Source organism: Kribbella sp. NBC_01484, assembly GCF_036227145.1.
Lineage (GTDB): Bacteria > Actinomycetota > Actinomycetes > Propionibacteriales > Kribbellaceae > Kribbella.
In genome coordinates this window covers 4785619-4802192 of record NZ_CP109437.1, presented here as the reverse complement: position 1 = coordinate 4802192, position 16574 = coordinate 4785619, and the positions used below count along the sequence as shown (strand labels likewise).

Annotated in this window: 18 protein-coding genes; 4 read left to right on the top strand and 14 right to left on the bottom strand. The window is 70.1% G+C overall.

Annotated features, from left to right (window positions below; genetic code table 11):
- Positions 1 to 3 precede the first annotated feature (3 nt).
- The 6 genes from ispH to hpnC are packed head-to-tail and all read right to left on the bottom strand — an operon-like array spanning position 4 to position 7450.
- Complete coding sequence (gene ispH, locus OG555_RS23630) at positions 4 to 1470, bottom strand: 4-hydroxy-3-methylbut-2-enyl diphosphate reductase (protein ID WP_329474707.1); 1467 nt, start codon at positions 1468 to 1470, stop codon at positions 4 to 6.
- On the bottom strand, positions 1467 to 3374 hold the full coding sequence (gene shc, locus OG555_RS23625) for a squalene--hopene cyclase (RefSeq protein WP_329474706.1): 1908 nt from the start codon (positions 3372 to 3374) through the stop codon (positions 1467 to 1469). The genes ispH and shc overlap by 4 nt, the downstream gene beginning before the upstream one ends.
- Entirely contained in the window at positions 3371 to 4384 is a 1014-nt protein-coding gene (locus OG555_RS23620; protein WP_329474705.1) for a polyprenyl synthetase family protein, read from the bottom strand. The genes shc and OG555_RS23620 overlap by 4 nt, the downstream gene beginning before the upstream one ends.
- Positions 4381 to 5718 carry a hydroxysqualene dehydroxylase HpnE gene (gene hpnE, locus OG555_RS23615; RefSeq protein WP_329474704.1) on the bottom strand — a complete coding sequence of 446 codons (1338 nt, stop codon included), beginning with the start codon at positions 5716 to 5718 and terminating at the stop codon, positions 4381 to 4383. The genes OG555_RS23620 and hpnE overlap by 4 nt, the downstream gene beginning before the upstream one ends.
- Positions 5715 to 6578 (bottom strand): presqualene diphosphate synthase HpnD, encoded by an 864-nt coding sequence (gene hpnD, locus OG555_RS23610; protein WP_329474703.1) that lies wholly within the window; start codon positions 6576 to 6578, stop codon positions 5715 to 5717. The genes hpnE and hpnD overlap by 4 nt, the downstream gene beginning before the upstream one ends.
- Positions 6575 to 7450 carry a squalene synthase HpnC gene (gene hpnC / locus OG555_RS23605; RefSeq protein ID WP_329474702.1) on the bottom strand — a complete coding sequence of 292 codons (876 nt, stop codon included), beginning with the start codon at positions 7448 to 7450 and terminating at the stop codon, positions 6575 to 6577. Before hpnC ends, hpnD begins: the two co-directional genes overlap by 4 nt.
- A 176-nt stretch (positions 7451 to 7626) precedes the next feature.
- Between hpnC and OG555_RS23600 the strand changes: the two genes are divergently transcribed.
- On the top strand, positions 7627 to 8811 hold the full coding sequence (locus OG555_RS23600; RefSeq protein WP_329474701.1) for a PucR family transcriptional regulator: 1185 nt from the start codon (positions 7627 to 7629) through the stop codon (positions 8809 to 8811).
- On the opposite strand, the gene OG555_RS23595 is transcribed toward OG555_RS23600, so the two are convergent.
- The 4 genes from OG555_RS23595 to OG555_RS23580 all read right to left on the bottom strand — a co-directional run bounded on the left by OG555_RS23595 (position 8767) and on the right by OG555_RS23580 (position 11971).
- On the bottom strand, positions 8767 to 10071 hold the full coding sequence (locus OG555_RS23595) for a wax ester/triacylglycerol synthase domain-containing protein (RefSeq protein ID WP_329474700.1): 1305 nt from the start codon (positions 10069 to 10071) through the stop codon (positions 8767 to 8769). The two genes, OG555_RS23600 and OG555_RS23595, sit on opposite strands and share 45 nt — an antisense overlap.
- A 27-nt stretch (positions 10072 to 10098) precedes the next feature.
- Positions 10099 to 10842: an SDR family NAD(P)-dependent oxidoreductase gene (locus OG555_RS23590; protein WP_329474698.1), complete on the bottom strand. Its 744-nt coding sequence runs from the start codon at positions 10840 to 10842 to the stop codon at positions 10099 to 10101.
- An 85-nt stretch (positions 10843 to 10927) separates the two neighbouring features.
- Positions 10928 to 11392 (bottom strand): hypothetical protein, encoded by a 465-nt coding sequence (locus OG555_RS23585; RefSeq protein ID WP_329474697.1) that lies wholly within the window; start codon positions 11390 to 11392, stop codon positions 10928 to 10930.
- 111 nt (positions 11393 to 11503) lie between these two features.
- Positions 11504 to 11971 (bottom strand): SRPBCC family protein, encoded by a 468-nt coding sequence (locus OG555_RS23580; RefSeq protein ID WP_329474695.1) that lies wholly within the window; start codon positions 11969 to 11971, stop codon positions 11504 to 11506.
- 215 nt (positions 11972 to 12186) lie between these two features.
- On the opposite strand from OG555_RS23580, the gene OG555_RS23575 reads away from it, so the two are divergent.
- The 3 genes from OG555_RS23575 to OG555_RS23565 all read left to right on the top strand — a co-directional run bounded on the left by OG555_RS23575 (position 12187) and on the right by OG555_RS23565 (position 14057).
- Positions 12187 to 12486, top strand: coding sequence for a hypothetical protein (locus OG555_RS23575; protein ID WP_329474694.1), 300 nt, complete (start codon positions 12187 to 12189; stop codon positions 12484 to 12486).
- Between the two features lie 61 nt (positions 12487 to 12547).
- The gene (locus OG555_RS23570; RefSeq protein WP_329474693.1) at positions 12548 to 13279 is read left to right on the top strand and encodes a GAF and ANTAR domain-containing protein; all 732 of its coding nucleotides are present in this window, start codon (positions 12548 to 12550) and stop codon (positions 13277 to 13279) included.
- Positions 13280 to 13328: 49 nt separating this feature from the next.
- Positions 13329 to 14057: a GAF and ANTAR domain-containing protein gene (locus tag OG555_RS23565; RefSeq protein WP_329474692.1), complete on the top strand. Its 729-nt coding sequence runs from the start codon at positions 13329 to 13331 to the stop codon at positions 14055 to 14057.
- A 98-nt stretch (positions 14058 to 14155) separates the two neighbouring features.
- Here the strand turns inward: OG555_RS23565 and OG555_RS23560 are convergent, their stop codons facing one another.
- Genes OG555_RS23560 through OG555_RS23545 form a run of 4 tightly spaced genes read right to left on the bottom strand, consistent with a single transcriptional unit; the run spans position 14156 to position 16574 of the window.
- Positions 14156 to 14827: a GAF and ANTAR domain-containing protein gene (locus OG555_RS23560; RefSeq protein WP_329474691.1), complete on the bottom strand. Its 672-nt coding sequence runs from the start codon at positions 14825 to 14827 to the stop codon at positions 14156 to 14158.
- A complete protein-coding gene (locus OG555_RS23555) occupies positions 14820 to 15590 on the bottom strand; it encodes a YihY/virulence factor BrkB family protein (protein ID WP_329474690.1) in 771 nt (256 codons plus the stop codon). Before OG555_RS23555 ends, OG555_RS23560 begins: the two co-directional genes overlap by 8 nt.
- A complete protein-coding gene (locus OG555_RS23550; RefSeq protein ID WP_329474689.1) occupies positions 15541 to 16173 on the bottom strand; it encodes a DUF3618 domain-containing protein in 633 nt (210 codons plus the stop codon). Before OG555_RS23550 ends, OG555_RS23555 begins: the two co-directional genes overlap by 50 nt.
- Positions 16149 to 16574, bottom strand: a complete 426-nt coding sequence (locus OG555_RS23545) for a phage holin family protein (RefSeq protein ID WP_329474688.1) — start codon at positions 16572 to 16574, stop codon at positions 16149 to 16151. Before OG555_RS23545 ends, OG555_RS23550 begins: the two co-directional genes overlap by 25 nt.

Sequence of the window (16574 nt, the reverse complement as noted above, 5' to 3'; positions counted from 1 at the left end):
CGGTCAGCTCACCTCCCTGGGCAGGGTGAATCGGATGTCCTCGTCGGCGACGCTGATCTCGGTGACCGCGACCCGGCCGAGACCGGACAGGCAGCGGACCAGATCGTCGACAAGCTGAGGTGGTGCGGATGCTCCCGCGGTGACGCCGATCCGGCGGACGCCGCGCAACCAGCGCAGGTCGACGGCGCTCGCATCGTCGACGAGGTACGCCGGGACCCCATCGGCCGCCGCGACCTCCGCGAGCCGGTGGGAGTTGGAGGAGTTCGCCGATCCGAGGACGAGCACGAGGTCGGCCTCCCGGGCGACGGCTCGGACGGCCTGCTGCCGGTTCGTGGTGGCGTAGCAGATGTCGTCGCTGCGCGGGCCGCCGAGCGCGGGGAAGCGATCCCGGAGAACGGCCGCCGTCTGCTCGGCCTCGTCGACGGCGAGGGTGGTCTGCATGACGTAGGAGACCCGCCGCGGATCGGCGACGCGCACCCGCCCGGCCTCGTCCGGATCGGCCACCACGACCACCTGGCCGGGCGCCTCACCCTGGGTGCCGACGACCTCCTCGTGATCACGGTGCCCGATCAGGAACACCGTGTTGCCCCGAGCAACAAAGCGGCGTACCTCGCTGTGCACCTTCGCGACCAGCGGGCAGGTGGCGTCGATCACCCGGAGGTTGCGGGCCGCGGCGTCGGTCCGGACCTGCGGGGCGACGCCGTGGGCGGCGAGCACCGTGACGCTGCCCTCGGGAACCTCGGCGACCTCCTCGACGAAGACCGCGCCGCGTCGCTCCAGTTCACGCACGACGTGGCTGTTGTGCACGATCTGCCGGCGGACGTACACCGGCGGGCCGTACTTCACCAGCGCACGTTCCACGATCTCGATGGCGCGCTCGACGCCCGCGCAGACGGATCTCGGGCCGGCGAGCAGGACCTCGCGATCGCCGGTCGCGGCCGCCCAGGCGTCGATGACGGGAGCGGCGCGACGCAGGGCCCACAAGGCCTTCGGCCCCCGCACGAGCGTCCCCGGACGGAGCAGGCGATGGTCCGGCGTGTCGACGACGGCACGGACCACCGCCGCCTGTCCTGGCGGTGCGGCCGCGGCGACCAGTGCGGATTCGGTGTCGGCCGCCAAGGCTCCGGTTGCTGCGAGTGTACGGCGAGCATCCGGCGCGTCGACGATTCGCCGGGTCGTCACGATCGGCCCGTGGTGGACCCGGACACCGGCCCGCCGCAACGCACCCACGAGCAGCGGGGACACGTGACTGGGCAGGGGTTCGGCGTCGCCCCGGATCTCGTCCGCGACGACCAGGTCGCCCGGCCGGAGTTCGTTGCCGAGAGCACCGGCCACGCCGGCGACCAGGACTGGCTGCCCATCGGTCAGACCGCCGCTGGACGAACGTCCGGTGCGTACGACGTCGGCCGTGAGCCGGTCGTGGAGTGCGAGCCACTCGGACCACAACGGCGTACTGACGATTCCGGTCATCGGGTGCTCCGCGCGACGTAGCGGCCGAGCGCCCAGATCGGGAAGACCAGCCGGTAGATCTCGTAGTTGATGTAGAAGTCGCCGGGGAAGCCAGTGCCGGTGTAGAGGTCCTCGTCCCAGCCGCCGTCCGCGCGCTGGGTACGGACGAGATACTCGACGCCTCCGTCGACCGCGGCCGAATGCTCGCCCGCGGCAAGTAGCGCGAGCAGCGCCCATGCCGTCTGCGAAGCGGTCGACTCACCCCGGCCGATCCAGGCGGGATCGTCGTACGAGCGGAGGTCCTCGCCCCAGCCGCCGTCGTCGTTCTGGTGATCCTCCAGCCAGCGGAACGCCGCTCGGACGGCGGGCGCGCCGTCGGACATGCCCGCGGCGATCAGGGCCGGGACGACAGCACCCGTGCCGTAGACATGATTGGCGCCCCAGCGGCCGAACCACGAGCCGTCGGCCTCCTGCGCGTCGAGCAGCCACCGTACGCCGCGACGGCACGGCTCCTCATCCGTACGACCTTCGGCCGCGAGCATCTCGACCACATGGGCGGTGACGTCGGCCGACGGTGGATCGATGACGGCGCCGAAATCGCAGAAGGGCAACGCGTTCGCCAGTGTGTGGGTGTTGTCGGCGTCGAACGCACCCCACCCGCCGTCGCGCGACTGCATCCCGGTCGTCCACACCACCGCACGATCGATCACGGCCCGCACCCGGGCAGGATCCGGATGACGCACGCGGCGCAGCGCAAGCACGATCTCGGCGGTGTCGTCGGTGTCGGGATAGTTGTCATTGGCAAACTCGAAGGCCCAGCCGCCCGAGGGCAGCTCAGGCCGGCGCACCTGCCAATCACCTCCGGCCCGGATCTCTTCGCCCAGCAACCAATCGGTCGCCTTGAGGACAGCCGGATCGTCGGCCGGAACACCCGCGTCCAGCAACGCAGCAAGAGCAAGCCCCGTGTCCCACACCGGCGACTGGCAGGCCTCCAGCCACCGGACCGGGCCGTCGGGCGAGGAGGCACGGACGGTGAACCCGTCGAGCCCTTCGATACCGGCGCGCACGGCGGGATGATCGAGCGGATAGCCCATCAGGTGCAGTGCGATGAGCGAATACACCCACGGCGGCTGGATGCCGCCCCAGCCGCCGTCGGCCTCCTGGCGCGCCAGGATCCACTCGACGGCGAGGCGCATCGCCTTCTGCCGCAGGCGTTTGAGCGGTCGGCGACGATAGCCGTGCAGCACGGTGTCGAGGCGCTCGAAGAACCCAGAGATGCTGTACGCCGGTTGCCGTGGCGGCGGCGGAGTCCCGGTCTTCAACTCGGCGATGCCGAAATCCACCGGATGCACGGGCTCGAGGGCGCTCACGATGGTGAGCGGCACGATCGTCTGCCGAGCCCAGCAACCCCAGTTGTAGATGTTGAGCGGCGCCCACGCCGGCAGGTACATGATCTCCGGCGGGAGCGCCGGACAGTCGTCCCAACTCCACAAGCCGAACAGCGCAAGCCAGATGTGGGTGAATACGCGAGCCCGCTCGACCCCGCCCTCGGTCTTCACGAACTCGGCAGCCCTACGCAGCTGCGGGGTATCGGGCTGATCACCGGCGAAACGCAGGGCAACCCAAGCCTCGACCGTGGTCGACAGATCGCCCGGGCCGCCGTGGAACGTCGCCCACGAACCGTCGGCCCGTTGCTGGGAACGAATCCAGCGAGCTGTCTCCTCGTTCGTCCGCGGCGTGGCGATGCCGAGGAACGTCCGCAGCATCAGATCCTCGGCGTCCATCGTCACGTTGGTCGCGAGCAGGCCCTTCCACCAGCCGTCCTCGTGCTGGCGCGCGCGCAGGTGTTCCACGGCCGCGTCAAGGGCAGTCCGTACGCCGGCCGTCGTACCGATGACTGGATCGACGCGTTCGCCAGCGGTCATGACTGCCGCTCGATCACGAAGCGGGCGAGCTCACCGAGCCGATTGCGGGCGATGTCGTCGAGCTCGGTGCCGTCGAGAGCCTGCTCGGCCAGACCGATGCGGTCCCGCGCCTCCTGGACGGCCCAGTCCCGGCCACCGGCCCGCTCGATCAGCTGGGCGGCGTACCGGAGCTCGTCCTCCGTCGGACTGCCGTCGCGACACAGCCAGGCGGCCAGCTCCCGCCCGGCGTCGCCACCGTGATCGAGCGACCAGGTGACCGGCAAGGTCTTCTTACGCGCGATCAGATCGGAGAACACCGGCTTGCCCGTGACCTCCGGCGATCCCCAGATCCCGAGCAGGTCGTCGACGAGCTGGAACGCCATCCCGAGCTCGGCACCGAACCTGGACAACCCGCCGACCACGACCTGCGGCGCACCGACCAGGATCGCGCCGATCGCGGCGCTGACCCCGAGCAGAGCTCCGGTCTTGCCCGCTGCCATGTCGAGGCACTCGTCCAGCGTCACGTCGTTGCGTTGCTCGAAGGCCAGATCCAGCACCTGCCCGCGAATCAACTCCCGGGTCGCGATCGCCAGCGCCCGGCCGGCTGCTTGACCGTCCGGAGACTCACCCTCGGTCAATATCTCGTGGGCCAGGGACAGGAGCGCGTCACCAGCCAGTACGGCGGTCGCATCGCCCCAGACTGCCCACACGGTCCGGCGATGGCGGCGTTCGGTGTCGCGATCCATCAGATCGTCGTGCAGCAAGGAGAAGTTGTGGACGAGCTCGACCGCGACCGCGCCCGGCAACCCCGGCTCGGGCCGGCCGGTGACCGCTTCGGCGGCGAGCAGCGCGAGTGCCGGCCGCAGGGTCTTGCCCGGGTTCGCCACAGTCGGCGTCCCGTACTCGTCGGACCAGCCGAGGTGGTACGAGACGACCAGCCGGGTGAACGGATCGAGGCGCTCGACGGCCAGGCGCAAGGCCGGTGCGACCATGCCACGACTGCGGTCGAGGGTTTCCGCGGTGATCGTCATATCACTGCCTCCCGACGTTCTGCGGGGCGTCGTTCGAGCAGTGCGGCCACTGCGGCCTCACCGCTGCGGACGGCGCCCTCCATGGTTGCGGGCCAGCCGGTGTCGGTCCACGCACCGGCGAGGTAGAGACCGGGCAGCGCCGTACGCGCCGATGCGCGCAGGCTGGAGGTGCCCGGCCGCTGCCGGAACGTGGCCTGCCGCTCCCGGGTGACGAAGAACTCCAGCACCCGCGCGTCGGTGATCCGCAGCAGTCGCTCCAGATGCGGCAGCAAGCGGTCACGCAGCTCCGGGACCGGTGTGTCGATGAGGTCGTCGGCCGCCGACAGCGACACGGCGATGTACTGTCCTCGGCTGAGTCCGGCCTGACGGGTGCGGTCGAACACCCACTGCAGCGGGCTGTCGACAGCCGCGAAGAACGGCTCGTCGAGCACGACCCGGTCATAGATGACGTGCAGGTTCACGATCGGCGTACTGCCCAGCTCCTCCGCCCACCCCGACTCAAGCTCGACCGCTCCGGCCGGCACGAGCGTCTCCGCAGCCGCCGGCGGAACCGCGAGTACGACGTCGTCGAACGCAGCACCGTCAACGGTCCAGCCGTTGCCTGCCGGTACGACGTCACGGACCTTGGATCGGGTCCGCACGGTCACTCGCGCAGCCGTCAGCGCACGCGCCGCCGCGTCGCCGTGCAGTTCCTGCAGCGGCACCAGCGACCAGCCGATGTCCGCCGCCGCGGCGGACTCCAGCAGCCCGAGTTGGAAGACCGTCGCGGCCAGCGCCAGGGAAGCCCGCTCGGCCGGAGCATTCAGGGTCGCGATGCCGATGAGGTCCCAGACGGTCTCGATGGCCCGCTGATCCTGCCCGTGCGCGGTGAGCCAATCTCCGAAGGACTGCCGATCGACCTCGGGATCCGTGCGATCCACCCGGCCCAGCGCCAGCGCCCCGCGCACGACCCGCGCCCGAGCTGCCGGGCTCAACCACCGATACCGCGCCAAGGTCGACCCCAGGTGAAGAGGCGCAGGCAATCCCGTCCGGCGAAGTCGCCCGGCCCGTGCATCGAGCTCACTGCGAACCGGTACGTCGAGCCGGTCCTGCACCGTCACCCGGTCAGAGACGCCCAGCCGCTCCAGAAATCCCTGGTACGCAGTGCAACACCGCAAGAACACGTGTTGGCCGTTGTCGATCCACAGTCCGTCGCGCAGGAACGAGTGCGTGAGACCACCCAGCCGGGGACGTGCTTCGAACAACGTGACCGCGAAGCCTTCGTCGGCGCATCGCAGTGCCGCGGTGAGGCCCGCCAGGCCACCGCCGACCACTCCGACGCGCCGGGCGGTCATCGCCGTCCTCCTCCGGCCAGGGCGGTCACGGCGACGCGCGCCTTCTGGGCGACGCTCAGCGACAGCCGCTGGTCGTAGACGAGAACCGGATCGCCGGCGATCCGGCCCAGCAGATGGTGATAGATGCCGGCCATCGCCCGGCAGCACGCCGCGCTGCGCCGGTCGAGGTGCGGGACGAGCCGCAGGCCGAGCGAATACCAGTCGCCGGCGCGACCGGCGGCGTACCGGATGTAGGCGGCGAGCCGGCCGGCCGGGTCCTCCAGCGTGCCGAGGTCGTCGACGCGCAGGTCCACGCCGTACCGAGCGAGCTCGTCCTGCGGGAGGTAGACGCGGCCGTTGCCGAGATCTTCGCGGATGTCGCGCAGGATGTTGGTCTGCTGCAGGGCGATCCCGAGCTGGTCGGCGTACAGGGACGTCCTCGGGTCGGTGGTGCTGCTGCCGAAGATCGACAGGCACAGCCGGCCGACCGACCCCGCGACGTGCCGGCAGTACACGACGAGTTCGTCGAAGTCGGCGATCCGGACGTCGCCCAGGTCCAGCTGGACACCGTCGATGAGTTCCTCGAACGCGCCCAACGGCACCGGGAATCGGCGGGCGGAATCGTTCACCGCGGCCAGCACCGGGTCGCTGCTGTCGGCCAGCCTGCCAAGGTCCTTGCGGACCCCGGCGAGGGCTGTCTCCTTGTCCGCGGTCGCGTCGTCGCCGTCCCCGATGTCGTCGATCCGGCGCGCGAGCGCGTAGATCGCACAGAGCGCCGTGCGCTTGTCCGGCGGCAGCAGACGGATGCCGTAGTAGAAGTTGCCGGCTTCGGTTCGGGTGATCTGCTCGCAGGTGGCGTACGCCTGCTCGATCGTGCTCATCGCACCGACCGCCGGCTCGCCAGCAGGCCGACGGCGCGGATCGCCGTCGTACGGCGCGACGGCCGGGCGGATCGGGCGAGCACGTCGCCCTCGGTCTGCGTCAGCGCCGACACGGTGGCCTGTCCTCCGGCCACGAAACCGGCCACGCTGACCTTGCCCCATCCCTGCAGTTGCCGCACGATCGCCGTCCCTTCAGCGAGCAGACCGGCGGCCCGCTCGATCTCGAACCGCATCAACTCTCGAAGTTGTGGACCCGCGCTCTGCTGATCGAGGTCGTTCTCGGCGACGCCGTACCGGCGCAGATCTTCCTGGGGCAGATACACGCGACCGGCCCGCCTGTCCTCACCGACGTCCTGCCAGTGCTCGAGCAGTTGCAGCGCGGTGCACACCTGGTCGGATCGCGCGATGGTCTCCGGGGTCGCCTGCCCGAAGATCTCCAGCACCATCCGGCCGACTGGTTCGGCCGACAGGGCGCAGTACCGGCGGAGGTCGTCGAAGGTCTCGTAACGCGACACCACCTGGTCCTGCAGGTTCGCCTCGATCAGCCGCTCGAACGGCTCGGCCGACATCCGTCGGGCGTGCACAGTCGGGGCCAGCCTCCGCAGTACGGCGTCCGACGGCTGACCGCCCGACCAGATCGTGCCGAGGTCCGCGGCCAGCTCGTGCAGCCGGGCCGTCCGGTCACCGGTGAACGTGTCGCCGATCTCGTCGACCATCCGGGCATAGCCGTAGATCGCGTGCAGGTGGTCACGATGCCGGCGCGGCAGGAAGCGCAGGGCGACGGGGAAGTTCTCGGCGTTCTCGCGAGTACGGAGCGCTTCCTCGCCGCTTGACGGGGAAGTGCGGGACGGCCGGGGACGCGAGCTCGCCATATCAGCCATCTTCGGTCCGTCCGGATCGCCAGGTCTGCCGCCGCCGGAGTGATTCCTGGACCTGAAAATTGTCACGACCGTACAATCCGGAGCAGGGCCGCCCGTTCGGACTCGCAGCAGGAACGGTCGGTCGGCGACATCGGCGCGAGGGTGCGAGGGGGCACACGAGACAGCAGATGACCACGGACGCGGCGCAGGGCCGGGCGCAACTGGAGCTTGCCCTCGACAGCCGGCTGCCGGAGCTGATCGCCGAGGTGCGGGATCTGCTCGCCGACGGCTGGCCGGAGTACGCCGCGTTCCTCGACCAGAACCCGGACGGCATGCAGCAGGCCGCCGAGCTGTTCGTCCATCGGCTCCTCGACATGGCCGAGCACGGCCGGTCGGCGTCCCGGATCGACCGGCTCGAAGGCGCGCAGACGATCCAGATCGTGTTCGAGCAGATCGGCCGCCGCCAGTGGCAGGCCGGCGAGGATCTGACCCGCCTACTCACCGCCTACCAGCTCGGCGCCCGGACCGCCTGGCGGCATGTCTCTGCCACCGCGCTGGCCCTCGAGGTCCGGCCGGACGTGCTGGCCGCGCTCGCCGAAGCCGTCTTCGACTTCATCAACCAGCTCTCGTCGGCGTCCGCGCGCGGCTACGTCCTGGAACAGGGCGAGGACGCCTCGGCCCGGGAACGTAGCCGCGAGGAACTGGCCGACCTGCTGCTGTCCGATCGCTCGGGCATGACCGCGATCCGGGAGGCGGCCGCGCGGGCGAACTGGCCGCTGCCCACGACCGGGGCCGTCGTCCTGGTGGACGCGAACGCCGACGTCGCACGGCGGGTGCTGTCCCACGTGGACGCGGGATCGCTGCCGGTGCGGCACGAACAACTGTCCGGCCTCATCGTCCCCGATCCCGGCCTGTCCGGCCGCCGGGAGCAACTGCGGCGCGCCCTCCGGGGAGCGAACGCGGTGGTCGGCCACACCGTGCCGCTGGAGTACCTGCCGCGCAGCGTCACGATCGCGCAGATCGCCGTACGGCTCAAGCAGCAAGGCATTCTCACCGACGACCCGGTGTTCGCCGACGAGCATCTCGACACGATCATCGTCCATCGCGACGAACGCCTGATGGGATTCCTCCGCGAGCAGTTGCTCGCGCCGCTCGACGACCTCCCGGCCGGCGCCCGGGAACGGCTGATCGAGACCCTCACCGCCTGGCTGCGGCACATGGGCGACCGGACGGCGATCGCCGAGGAACTGCACATCCACCCGCAGACCGTGCGCTACCGGGTCGCCCAGCTGCGCGAACGGTTCGGCGATCAGCTGGACTCGCCGCGGTCACGCGCGCGTCTCTTCCTCGCGCTCGTGTGGCCGATGCGGTGAGACGTTCAGGACGTGCGCCATCCGGGCGGCGAGGACGTCCGCGTCGAAGACCGCCGGATCGGTGGCCAGACCGATCCCGAGCGAGCCGGCCCAGCTCAGCGCGCCCGCGGCGATCGGGGACCCGGGCGCCAGCGGCAGGATCGGGTAGACCGACGCGATCGTGATCCCGTCCATCGACAGGGGCAGCGTCGAGCCGGGCATGTTCGACACGATGGCGTGGAAGAACCGGCGCCCGTAGACGGTCCGCGCGAACCACCCGGCCAGCGGCTCGGGCAACGCGCGCAGGCCGGTCGCCATCACGAACCGCGAGGCCACCGCCCGGCTCGGCGTCCGCAAGCGCCCGGTGCGCCGGCTGATCTCGAGGACCAGCTCGTCGAACGGACGGCCGTCCAGCGGCACCTCGACCATCACGGCCGCGGTCGCGTTGGTCTCCGCCGCCGAACCGGAATCGCGCACCATCAACGGCACCGCAACCCGCATCCGGCCGCGCAGCCGGGCGGCGACCTCGGTATGGGTGGCAGCGACCGCCTCGGCGACCAGACCGAGGACGACATCGGTCACCCGGACACCCCGATCCGACGCGGCCCGCCGTACGGCGGAGAGGTCGAGAGCGGCCGTGGCGAACTCCCGTCGTGCCGATCCGCTGTCCAGACGTGCTCCCGCTCCGCCGTCGGTGGCCAGCTGGGCGAGTCCGGCGATGGTTGCTCCAAGCAACTTTGCGCGACCGGGCGCCGGACTGCGCAGGCCGGGCAGCTCGATCCGCGGCCGGAGCAGGTTCAGCGCCTGGATCACGGTGCCGATCCCGTCCGCGACGGCGTGGTGCAGCAGCAGGATCATCGCCGAAGCTCCCGGCGCCGCGTCGCGGACCATCACGAGTCGCCACAGCGGACGGTCGCGGGGCATCGGGGTCTCGGCCAGCTCGGCGATGATCCGCCGTACGCCGGCCGGACCGTCCGCCGAGCGGCGTTCGCTGACGTGCCACGACCAGTCGATCTCGGCGACGTCGATCCACCGCTGCCGGCGCCAGCGCGACCGTGGCCCCAACCGCTGGCGGAATCGGGGCAATCGGTCGAGCTCACCCTTCACCAGCTCGGTCACCCGCTCGAGCGACAACGCGTCGCCCTCGCTCGGCTCGAACACGACCAGCCCACCGACATGCTGCGGCGCCGCGGCTGTTTCTACCTGCAGGAAGAAGCCGTCACTCGACGGCACCACCACGCCCGCGCGGGCGGCCCGATGCGTCGATCCTCCGTCGGCCACGCATTCGTCATAGCACAAGCAGTCCGGTCACCCGGACCGGATCGACTCTCCGAAGCGGGTGGCGAGTCGCCGGAAGCCGGCTGGAAACAGCGCCCGGACGACGGCCGCGAGCCGGATCCAGCGCGGGATCCACGTCTCGGCCCGGTCCTGCTCGATCGCACGGACGACGGCTCGTGCGACCGCCGCCGGCTCGACCGGTCGCGGTACGCGCCGGTCGTAGGCGCGACCCCGGGTGGCGAAGAAGCCGGTGTCGACCGCCGCGGGAACGACGACGCCGACCTGGACGCCCGTCCCGGCCAGCTCCAGCCGCAGACTCTCCGCGAACGCGTCCAGCCCCGCCTTCGCCGCCGCGTAGACCGCCTCCCCCGCGACGCCGGTCCGCCCCGCGACGGACGTCACCAGCAGCAGACAGCCGGTACGACGCTCGACCATCCCCGGCACCAGCATTCGGGCCAGCCGCATCGTGGTGGTCAGATCCACGGTGACGAGGTCCGCGATCTCCTCGTCACTCATCTCGACGAACGGCCCGGACCACCCCTGACCGGCGTTCGCGATCAGCACATCCAGCCGTCCATGCGCGGCCAGGGCTTCCCCGGCCAGCGACTGCACAGCGCCGTACTCACGCAGATCGGCCTGCACCGCAACGCCGTTGACCTGATCCGCGACGTCCTGCGTACGCCGTACGTCGCGCCCGTGCACCACGACCACCGCCCCGGCCGACGCGAGCTCGAGACAAACGGCCCGCCCGATCCCGGCCGACCCGCCAGTCACCAACACCACCGCGCCGCCCAGCTCCAAGGCCCACCTTCCAGTGCTCCCGACCGCGCTGACTCACGATACTCGCCCGGTGGACGCCTCAACCGCCGGCGGCACTCCGCTCCTCGGCCAGCTGGATCAGTGATTCGGCAACCATCACACAGCGCTCCTCGGCGCGAGATCGGGCCGGTCCGGCGTATCTCAACCGAGCCGAGGCGGTGATCGGATCCGCTCTGACCTCGATCAGGCTCCCTCCAGGTCGTGGCTGCACCCTGATCGTCAATCGGATCCAGCCACCCAATCCACTCCGCAGGCGGAGGACCAACTCCTGAGGCGGCAGCCAGGACTCGACGACCGCCACGGTCAGATGACGGTCGTAGGAGTGCCTGCCGTGCGGCTCCCGATCGGTGTCCTTCCGGACGATGCTGCCGGTTTCCGGCCACCTCCGGTCGGCGTCGACAGGAGTGGGAACGCCGACCACCCAGTCCTCGAACAGCTCGGCCGTCGCGACAACCGCCATCACAGCCTCGGCGCTCACCGCGCCGAAGCGCCACGCCATCACCATCGAAGAACTCTCGGTCGATCAGACATCCGACGGCCTGTCTATCAGTCACGCGGACCAGGAGCGATCACATCCGGCGAGTTCCATGCCGAGTGTTGCCGTCCAGGGGCCGCGTCACCTCGTCGAGGTGGACTGGGTTCTGTGCAGGCCCGCGCGTGATTCGGCCAAGTAGGCGAGGCGACGCAGCGTTTCGGTGTTGCGCCAGTGCAGGACGGGGTCGACGGCGGCATGCGGAAGGATGTGCACGGGACCTTCCATGCTCTCTTCACGCATCACCAGCAGGCAGCCGTCGGGGCGGGTGGTGGTGACGAACTCGACCCGGCCGGCGCCGGCCGGCCAGACGCGGACCTTGATCACCAACCGGTGGTCCGGCTCGAACTCCTCGACCGTGGTCACGTCGTTCACCATGAACGGCCAGACACCGACCGAGTGGTGAAGACTCGTCCCGGGCGCCGGAAACCCTTGGTCGACCGACCGGACGCGCGCGGCGCCGACCACCCACCCGGCGTACGACCACCCGTCGCCCAGCACGGCGAACACATCCGCGCTCGAGGCCCGCACCACCCGCTCGTTCTCACTCATGCCTGACCTGTACCCACTACGCACGCAACCGGAGCAGGCGCCACTGATCACTTCAGTGAGGGCCGGCGCCGATGACAACCGCGCCGTGGTGGCGCATGCTCGAAGTCTAGGGATCCCCGCAGTTGTGCGGTCGGCCGCAGCGGGTACCTGCACGGCAGTGCTTGCCCCGGACCACGGCACCTTCTCCACAGTACGACGGCTGAAGAGGTGACCCCATGGCCTCGGCAACGACATCCCCCGCGTGGCGATCCACCGCGGTGGCGCGGGCCTACGGTGGCTCGGCGCACGGACAGTGCTGGGCGATCGAAGGCGAGGACCCACCGGAGGAAGTCGCGGTCGTCCCGGACACTCCGATCTACCGGCTGATCCACCATCCCCGCACCCACCAGCCCGCCAAGGACCACCTGGGCAACTACCTCTACATGCCGGTCGGCCCGCAGGCCGACGGCAGGGCGTCGGTGCGCCCGGTGGACTTCGCTCCGTACGCCAGGCAGGCTGAGGCGGCGACGTCATGACCGGATCGGCCGGTCGGGTGGTGCAAGGCGCGCGGATGGCGACTCCGAGGTGAGCTGATCCGTGGCATCACCGCGAGTCCGGCAGATCCTCCTCGAGGTCCTCACCGATCCCCCCGGCCGGACCAGCACGGCCGAGCAGATACTGCGGCGTCTGTGCACAGCTTTGATCGCCGCGCTGCCCGTCGACGGCGCGGGCGTGGCATTGATGACGGCGGCCGGCCATGCGGGTCTCCTGGTCGCCAGCGACGTGCCGGCGGCTGCGATGGAAGACCTGCAACAGACCCTCGGTGAGGGACCGTGCTTGGACGCCTCACGTGGCGGTAGGCCGGTCCTGCTGCCGGATCTGGTCCAGTCCGGTACGAACCGGTGGCCGACCTTCACCATGTCCGCAGCCGACGCCGGGATCGCCGCAGTGTTCGCCTTCCCGCTCCAGGTCGGCGCGATCCGGCTGGGCGTGCTCGACCTCTACCGCCGTACCACCGGATCGCTTGACCGGCTCGAGCTCGCCGAGGCCCTCGACTTCGCGTCCGCCGCCACCACGATCCTGCTGGAGTTGCAGCACGGCGCTCCCATCGGCCAGTTGCATCCGCTGCTGGCCGACGCCGCCGACGGGCACCGGGAGGTCCATCAGGCCACCGGGATGGTCTCGGTCCAGGCTGCGATCGGGCTGACCGAGGCCTTGCTCCTGCTGCGAGCGAGGGCGTATTCGACCGGGCGGCCGCTGCTCGACATCGCGAGCGATGTTGTGCACCGGCGGCTGACTTTCCCACCCGACAGCGACAATGATGAGTAGGCGGGGCAATGCGAGGATTCGACCGATCGACCAGGAAAGGAATCAGGTCATGACCAGAGAGCAGCGTCTAGGGCGGGTCTTCGTCGAGCTCGCCGACACTCTCGTCGACGACTTCGACGTCATCGACCTGATGCACCAGCTGTGTGACCGCAGCGTCGAGCTCCTCGAGGCCGACGCAGCCGGGCTGATCCTGGCCGACCAGCGCGGCGTGTTGCAGGTGATGGCCTCGACGACCGAGGAAGCACGCCTGCTCGAGCTGTTCGTCCTGCAGAACGACGAGGGTCCCTGCCTGGACTGCTACACCACGGGTCAGCAGATCACGAATGTCGACCTCGGCGAGTTCAGCCAGCGATGGCCGCGGTTCCACGCCGCCGCCACGGCCGCGGGCTTCCACTCGACCCACGCGCTGCCGCTCAGGCTGCGCGGCCGGGTCATCGGGGCACTCAACCTGTTCTGCGCCCAGCGCTCGACGCTGACCCGGGAGGACATCGAGCTCGGGCAGGCGCTGTGCGACATCGCCACTGTCGCCTTGCTGCAGGAGCGCGCCATCCGCTCCGGCGAGATCCTCGCCGAGCAGCTGCAGAGCGCCCTGAACAGCCGCATCGTGATCGAACAGGCCAAGGGCATCCTCGCGGCAAGCGCGGGCCTCTCGCTCAACGCCGCCTTCGGCCTGATGCGCGCCCACGCCCGCAGCAACCACCTGCACCTCAGCGCAGTCGCCGCAGAAGTCATCGCCCACACCCTCACCGCCACCGACCTCGAACCCGCCAACGGGTGAGTCAATCGCCGGCCTGGCCGCCGTGCAGCTGCTGATCCTGGCTGTACGCACCGGCCCTCGCCGTACGGATCTGTGCACAAAGTGACCGATCCCGACCGCTATCCGCGGGTGGTGGCGATGAGGCGTTTGGCCACTTCTCGCAGTTTGATGTTGCCGTCCTGCGAGAGGCGGGTGAGGAAGGCGAAGGCGCGGTCGTCGGTCAGGTGGTAGCGCTCCATCACGATGCCGACCGCCGTACCGATCGTGGTGCGCGTGTTGACCGCTTCGCGCAGGTTCTGGATCTCGCGGGCGTAGTCGATCGCCATCGCCGCCTGGTGCTGGAAGAGCACGCCGAGCGTTCCCAGGTCGCGGAAGGCCCCGACCTGCTTGGCATACAGGTTGAGGGCGCCACGCGACTTCGGAGCATTGAAGAGCGAGAGACCCGCTTGCGCGTGAACACCGGCCGCCAACGCGCTCACGGCGTACCGGGGAAAGCGCTCGTCCCGGGCCAGATCCGGCGACGCGACGTGCACAGCATCAGCCGCCGCCTCGTAGCAGGGACCTTCACGCAGGTCGTACTGTGCCTCGTCGAGAGTCAGCAGGAACTCATCCGTCGGCGCGGCCGTCTCCAGCCGGCCGTCGGCGTGCAGGATCGTGATGCTCGCGTAGTCGGTCTCGGGCAGCGCCTCGACCGCCGCAGCCGTGATGCGACTGAGCGTGTGGTCGAGGTCGCCCGGAGTCAGCGACTTCCCCAGCCGCTGCGCCAGATTCAGGAGTCGGTCCTCATTCACGCCACAACCGGTACCCGAATCGCCCACATGCACGCTGCTCCGCCTCGGCGTTGATCTCGGCTCCGAGCAGTACGGCGTACACGGTGAGCCACAGCCACAACATCAGGACCACCACCGCGGCCAGACTGCCGTAGGTCTTGGCGTAGTTGCCGAACGTCTCGACATAGATCGAGAAACCGATCGACGCGATCAGCCAGATGACGGTCGCGACAATGGCGCCCGTGGACACCCAGCGGATGCGTGGGGCGTCCCGATCCGGCCCCAGCCGGTAGGTGACCGCGAGCGCCACCGTGATCAGTACGACGGCCAGCACCAGCCGTACCGCCTCGAGCAGGATCCGGACCGGCGTGGCCACATCGTTCCCGATCGCCGCGCCGGCCGTGAACAGGGCGATCGCGAGCAGGACGAAGACGATCGCGCCCAACGTCATGCCCAGTGCCAGGAGCTTGCGGCGGACGAATCCGCGTGTCTCGTCCTCGTCGTACGCGAGGTTGACAGCGGTCAGGAGGTACCCCGCACCTCCTGACGCGCTCCACAGCGCAGCCACCACAGCGATTGCGACGCCGATCCCCAGCCCCTGCCGTGGCGCCGAGGTCAGAGCGTCGAGCTGCTGGAGCAGCAGATCGCGCCCTGACGCCGGCATGGCCGCGGTCAGATCCTTGACCTGGTTGCGGATCTGAGTCGGGTCCGCGACCAGCCCATAGGCCAGCTCATCAGCTCGAGGGACCGGCCTGCCGGATGGTGTCCGCCGAGTGCTTGGCATCGTCCGCGACCTGGTGAGCCGCCGAGCGGCTCTCGTCGGCCACGTCGGTCGCTGCCTGGGATGCGGACTGCTTGACGTTCTCGACAGCCTGCTGGGCCGGCTCCTGGAGGTTGTCCTTCACCTCGTGCGCCATCTGGGCGGCCTGCTCCTTCACCGGACCGGCGGCCTCCATCGCCTTGTCCTTGGTGTCCTGCGCAAGGTCGCGTTCCCGCGTCGACGCCGGAAGCGCGGCGGCCGCGACCCATCCGGCCGCGAACGCGATCAGCCCGGCGGCCAGCGGCGTACCGCGAGTCCGCGCCCGGGCCATGTCCGGCGCGGAACTGACAGCGTCACCGACCTTGCTGCCCGCGTCCTGCACGGTCGACACGGCCGAACCGGCGGTATCGCTCACGGATCCGCCCACGGACTCTGCCGAGCCCATCACGTGCTCCTTCAGCCGATGGACCCCACCGCGAGCCCGGTCGACCCGCCGGCCGACGACGCGACCAGGACTGACCTTCTCCGTCAAGGCGTCCACGTCGCGGCCCACGTTGCGCCGCGTCTGCTCGATGTCGCGCTTCAGCTCTTCCGGGTCTTCAGCCATTTCGCATCCTCCTTGAGTGATTCGACCGTCTGGTCGGGTTTCGGATTGACTTCCTGGAGCTCCTTGCGTCCCGTCGTCGCCAGTACGGCGGCCACGACCGCCCAGATGGCGGCAACGATGAGCGCTGCCCAGATGAGATCCATGGCCTCGTCGAGAGCCCACATCACCGTCAAGGAGAGGAAGAGGGCGACCATCCAGCCGGCGAACGCCGCGCCGCCGAGCATGCCTGCGCCCTTGCCGGCCTTCTTCGCCTCCGCCTGGAGTTCGGCCTTGGCCAGCGCCAGTTCCTGGCGCGTGAGTTGCCCCAGGTCGGTGGTCAGCTGGGAGACCAGCTGACCGACCGACTCGTCCATCGACAGCCGGGCCGGACTGCTGCCCGGCGGTGATCCGTCGACAGTCAT

Excerpts from the sequence above, each read along its gene's own strand:
- OG555_RS23550 (WP_329474689.1), bottom strand. The coding sequence starts at position 16,173 with ATGGCTGAAGACCCGGAAGAGCTGAAGCGCGACATCGAGCAGACGCGG.
- OG555_RS23600 (WP_329474701.1), top strand. The coding sequence starts at position 7,627 with ATGACCACGGACGCGGCGCAGGGCCGGGCGCAACTGGAGCTTGCCCTC.
- OG555_RS23555 (WP_329474690.1), bottom strand. The coding sequence starts at position 15,590 with ATGCCAAGCACTCGGCGGACACCATCCGGCAGGCCGGTCCCTCGAGCT.
- OG555_RS23620 (WP_329474705.1), bottom strand. The coding sequence starts at position 4,384 with ATGACGATCACCGCGGAAACCCTCGACCGCAGTCGTGGCATGGTCGCA.
- hpnD (WP_329474703.1), bottom strand. The coding sequence starts at position 6,578 with ATGAGCACGATCGAGCAGGCGTACGCCACCTGCGAGCAGATCACCCGA.
- OG555_RS23580 (WP_329474695.1), bottom strand. The coding sequence starts at position 11,971 with ATGAGTGAGAACGAGCGGGTGGTGCGGGCCTCGAGCGCGGATGTGTTC.
- hpnC (WP_329474702.1), bottom strand. The coding sequence starts at position 7,450 with ATGGCGAGCTCGCGTCCCCGGCCGTCCCGCACTTCCCCGTCAAGCGGC.
- OG555_RS23585 (WP_329474697.1), bottom strand. The coding sequence starts at position 11,392 with ATGGTGATGGCGTGGCGCTTCGGCGCGGTGAGCGCCGAGGCTGTGATG.
- ispH (WP_329474707.1), bottom strand. The coding sequence starts at position 1,470 with ATGACCGGAATCGTCAGTACGCCGTTGTGGTCCGAGTGGCTCGCACTC.
- shc (WP_329474706.1), bottom strand. The coding sequence starts at position 3,374 with ATGACCGCTGGCGAACGCGTCGATCCAGTCATCGGTACGACGGCCGGC.
- hpnE (WP_329474704.1), bottom strand. The coding sequence starts at position 5,718 with ATGACCGCCCGGCGCGTCGGAGTGGTCGGCGGTGGCCTGGCGGGCCTC.
- OG555_RS23545 (WP_329474688.1), bottom strand. The coding sequence starts at position 16,574 with ATGACTGTCGACGGATCACCGCCGGGCAGCAGTCCGGCCCGGCTGTCG.
- OG555_RS23575 (WP_329474694.1), top strand. The coding sequence starts at position 12,187 with ATGGCCTCGGCAACGACATCCCCCGCGTGGCGATCCACCGCGGTGGCG.
- OG555_RS23565 (WP_329474692.1), top strand. The coding sequence starts at position 13,329 with ATGACCAGAGAGCAGCGTCTAGGGCGGGTCTTCGTCGAGCTCGCCGAC.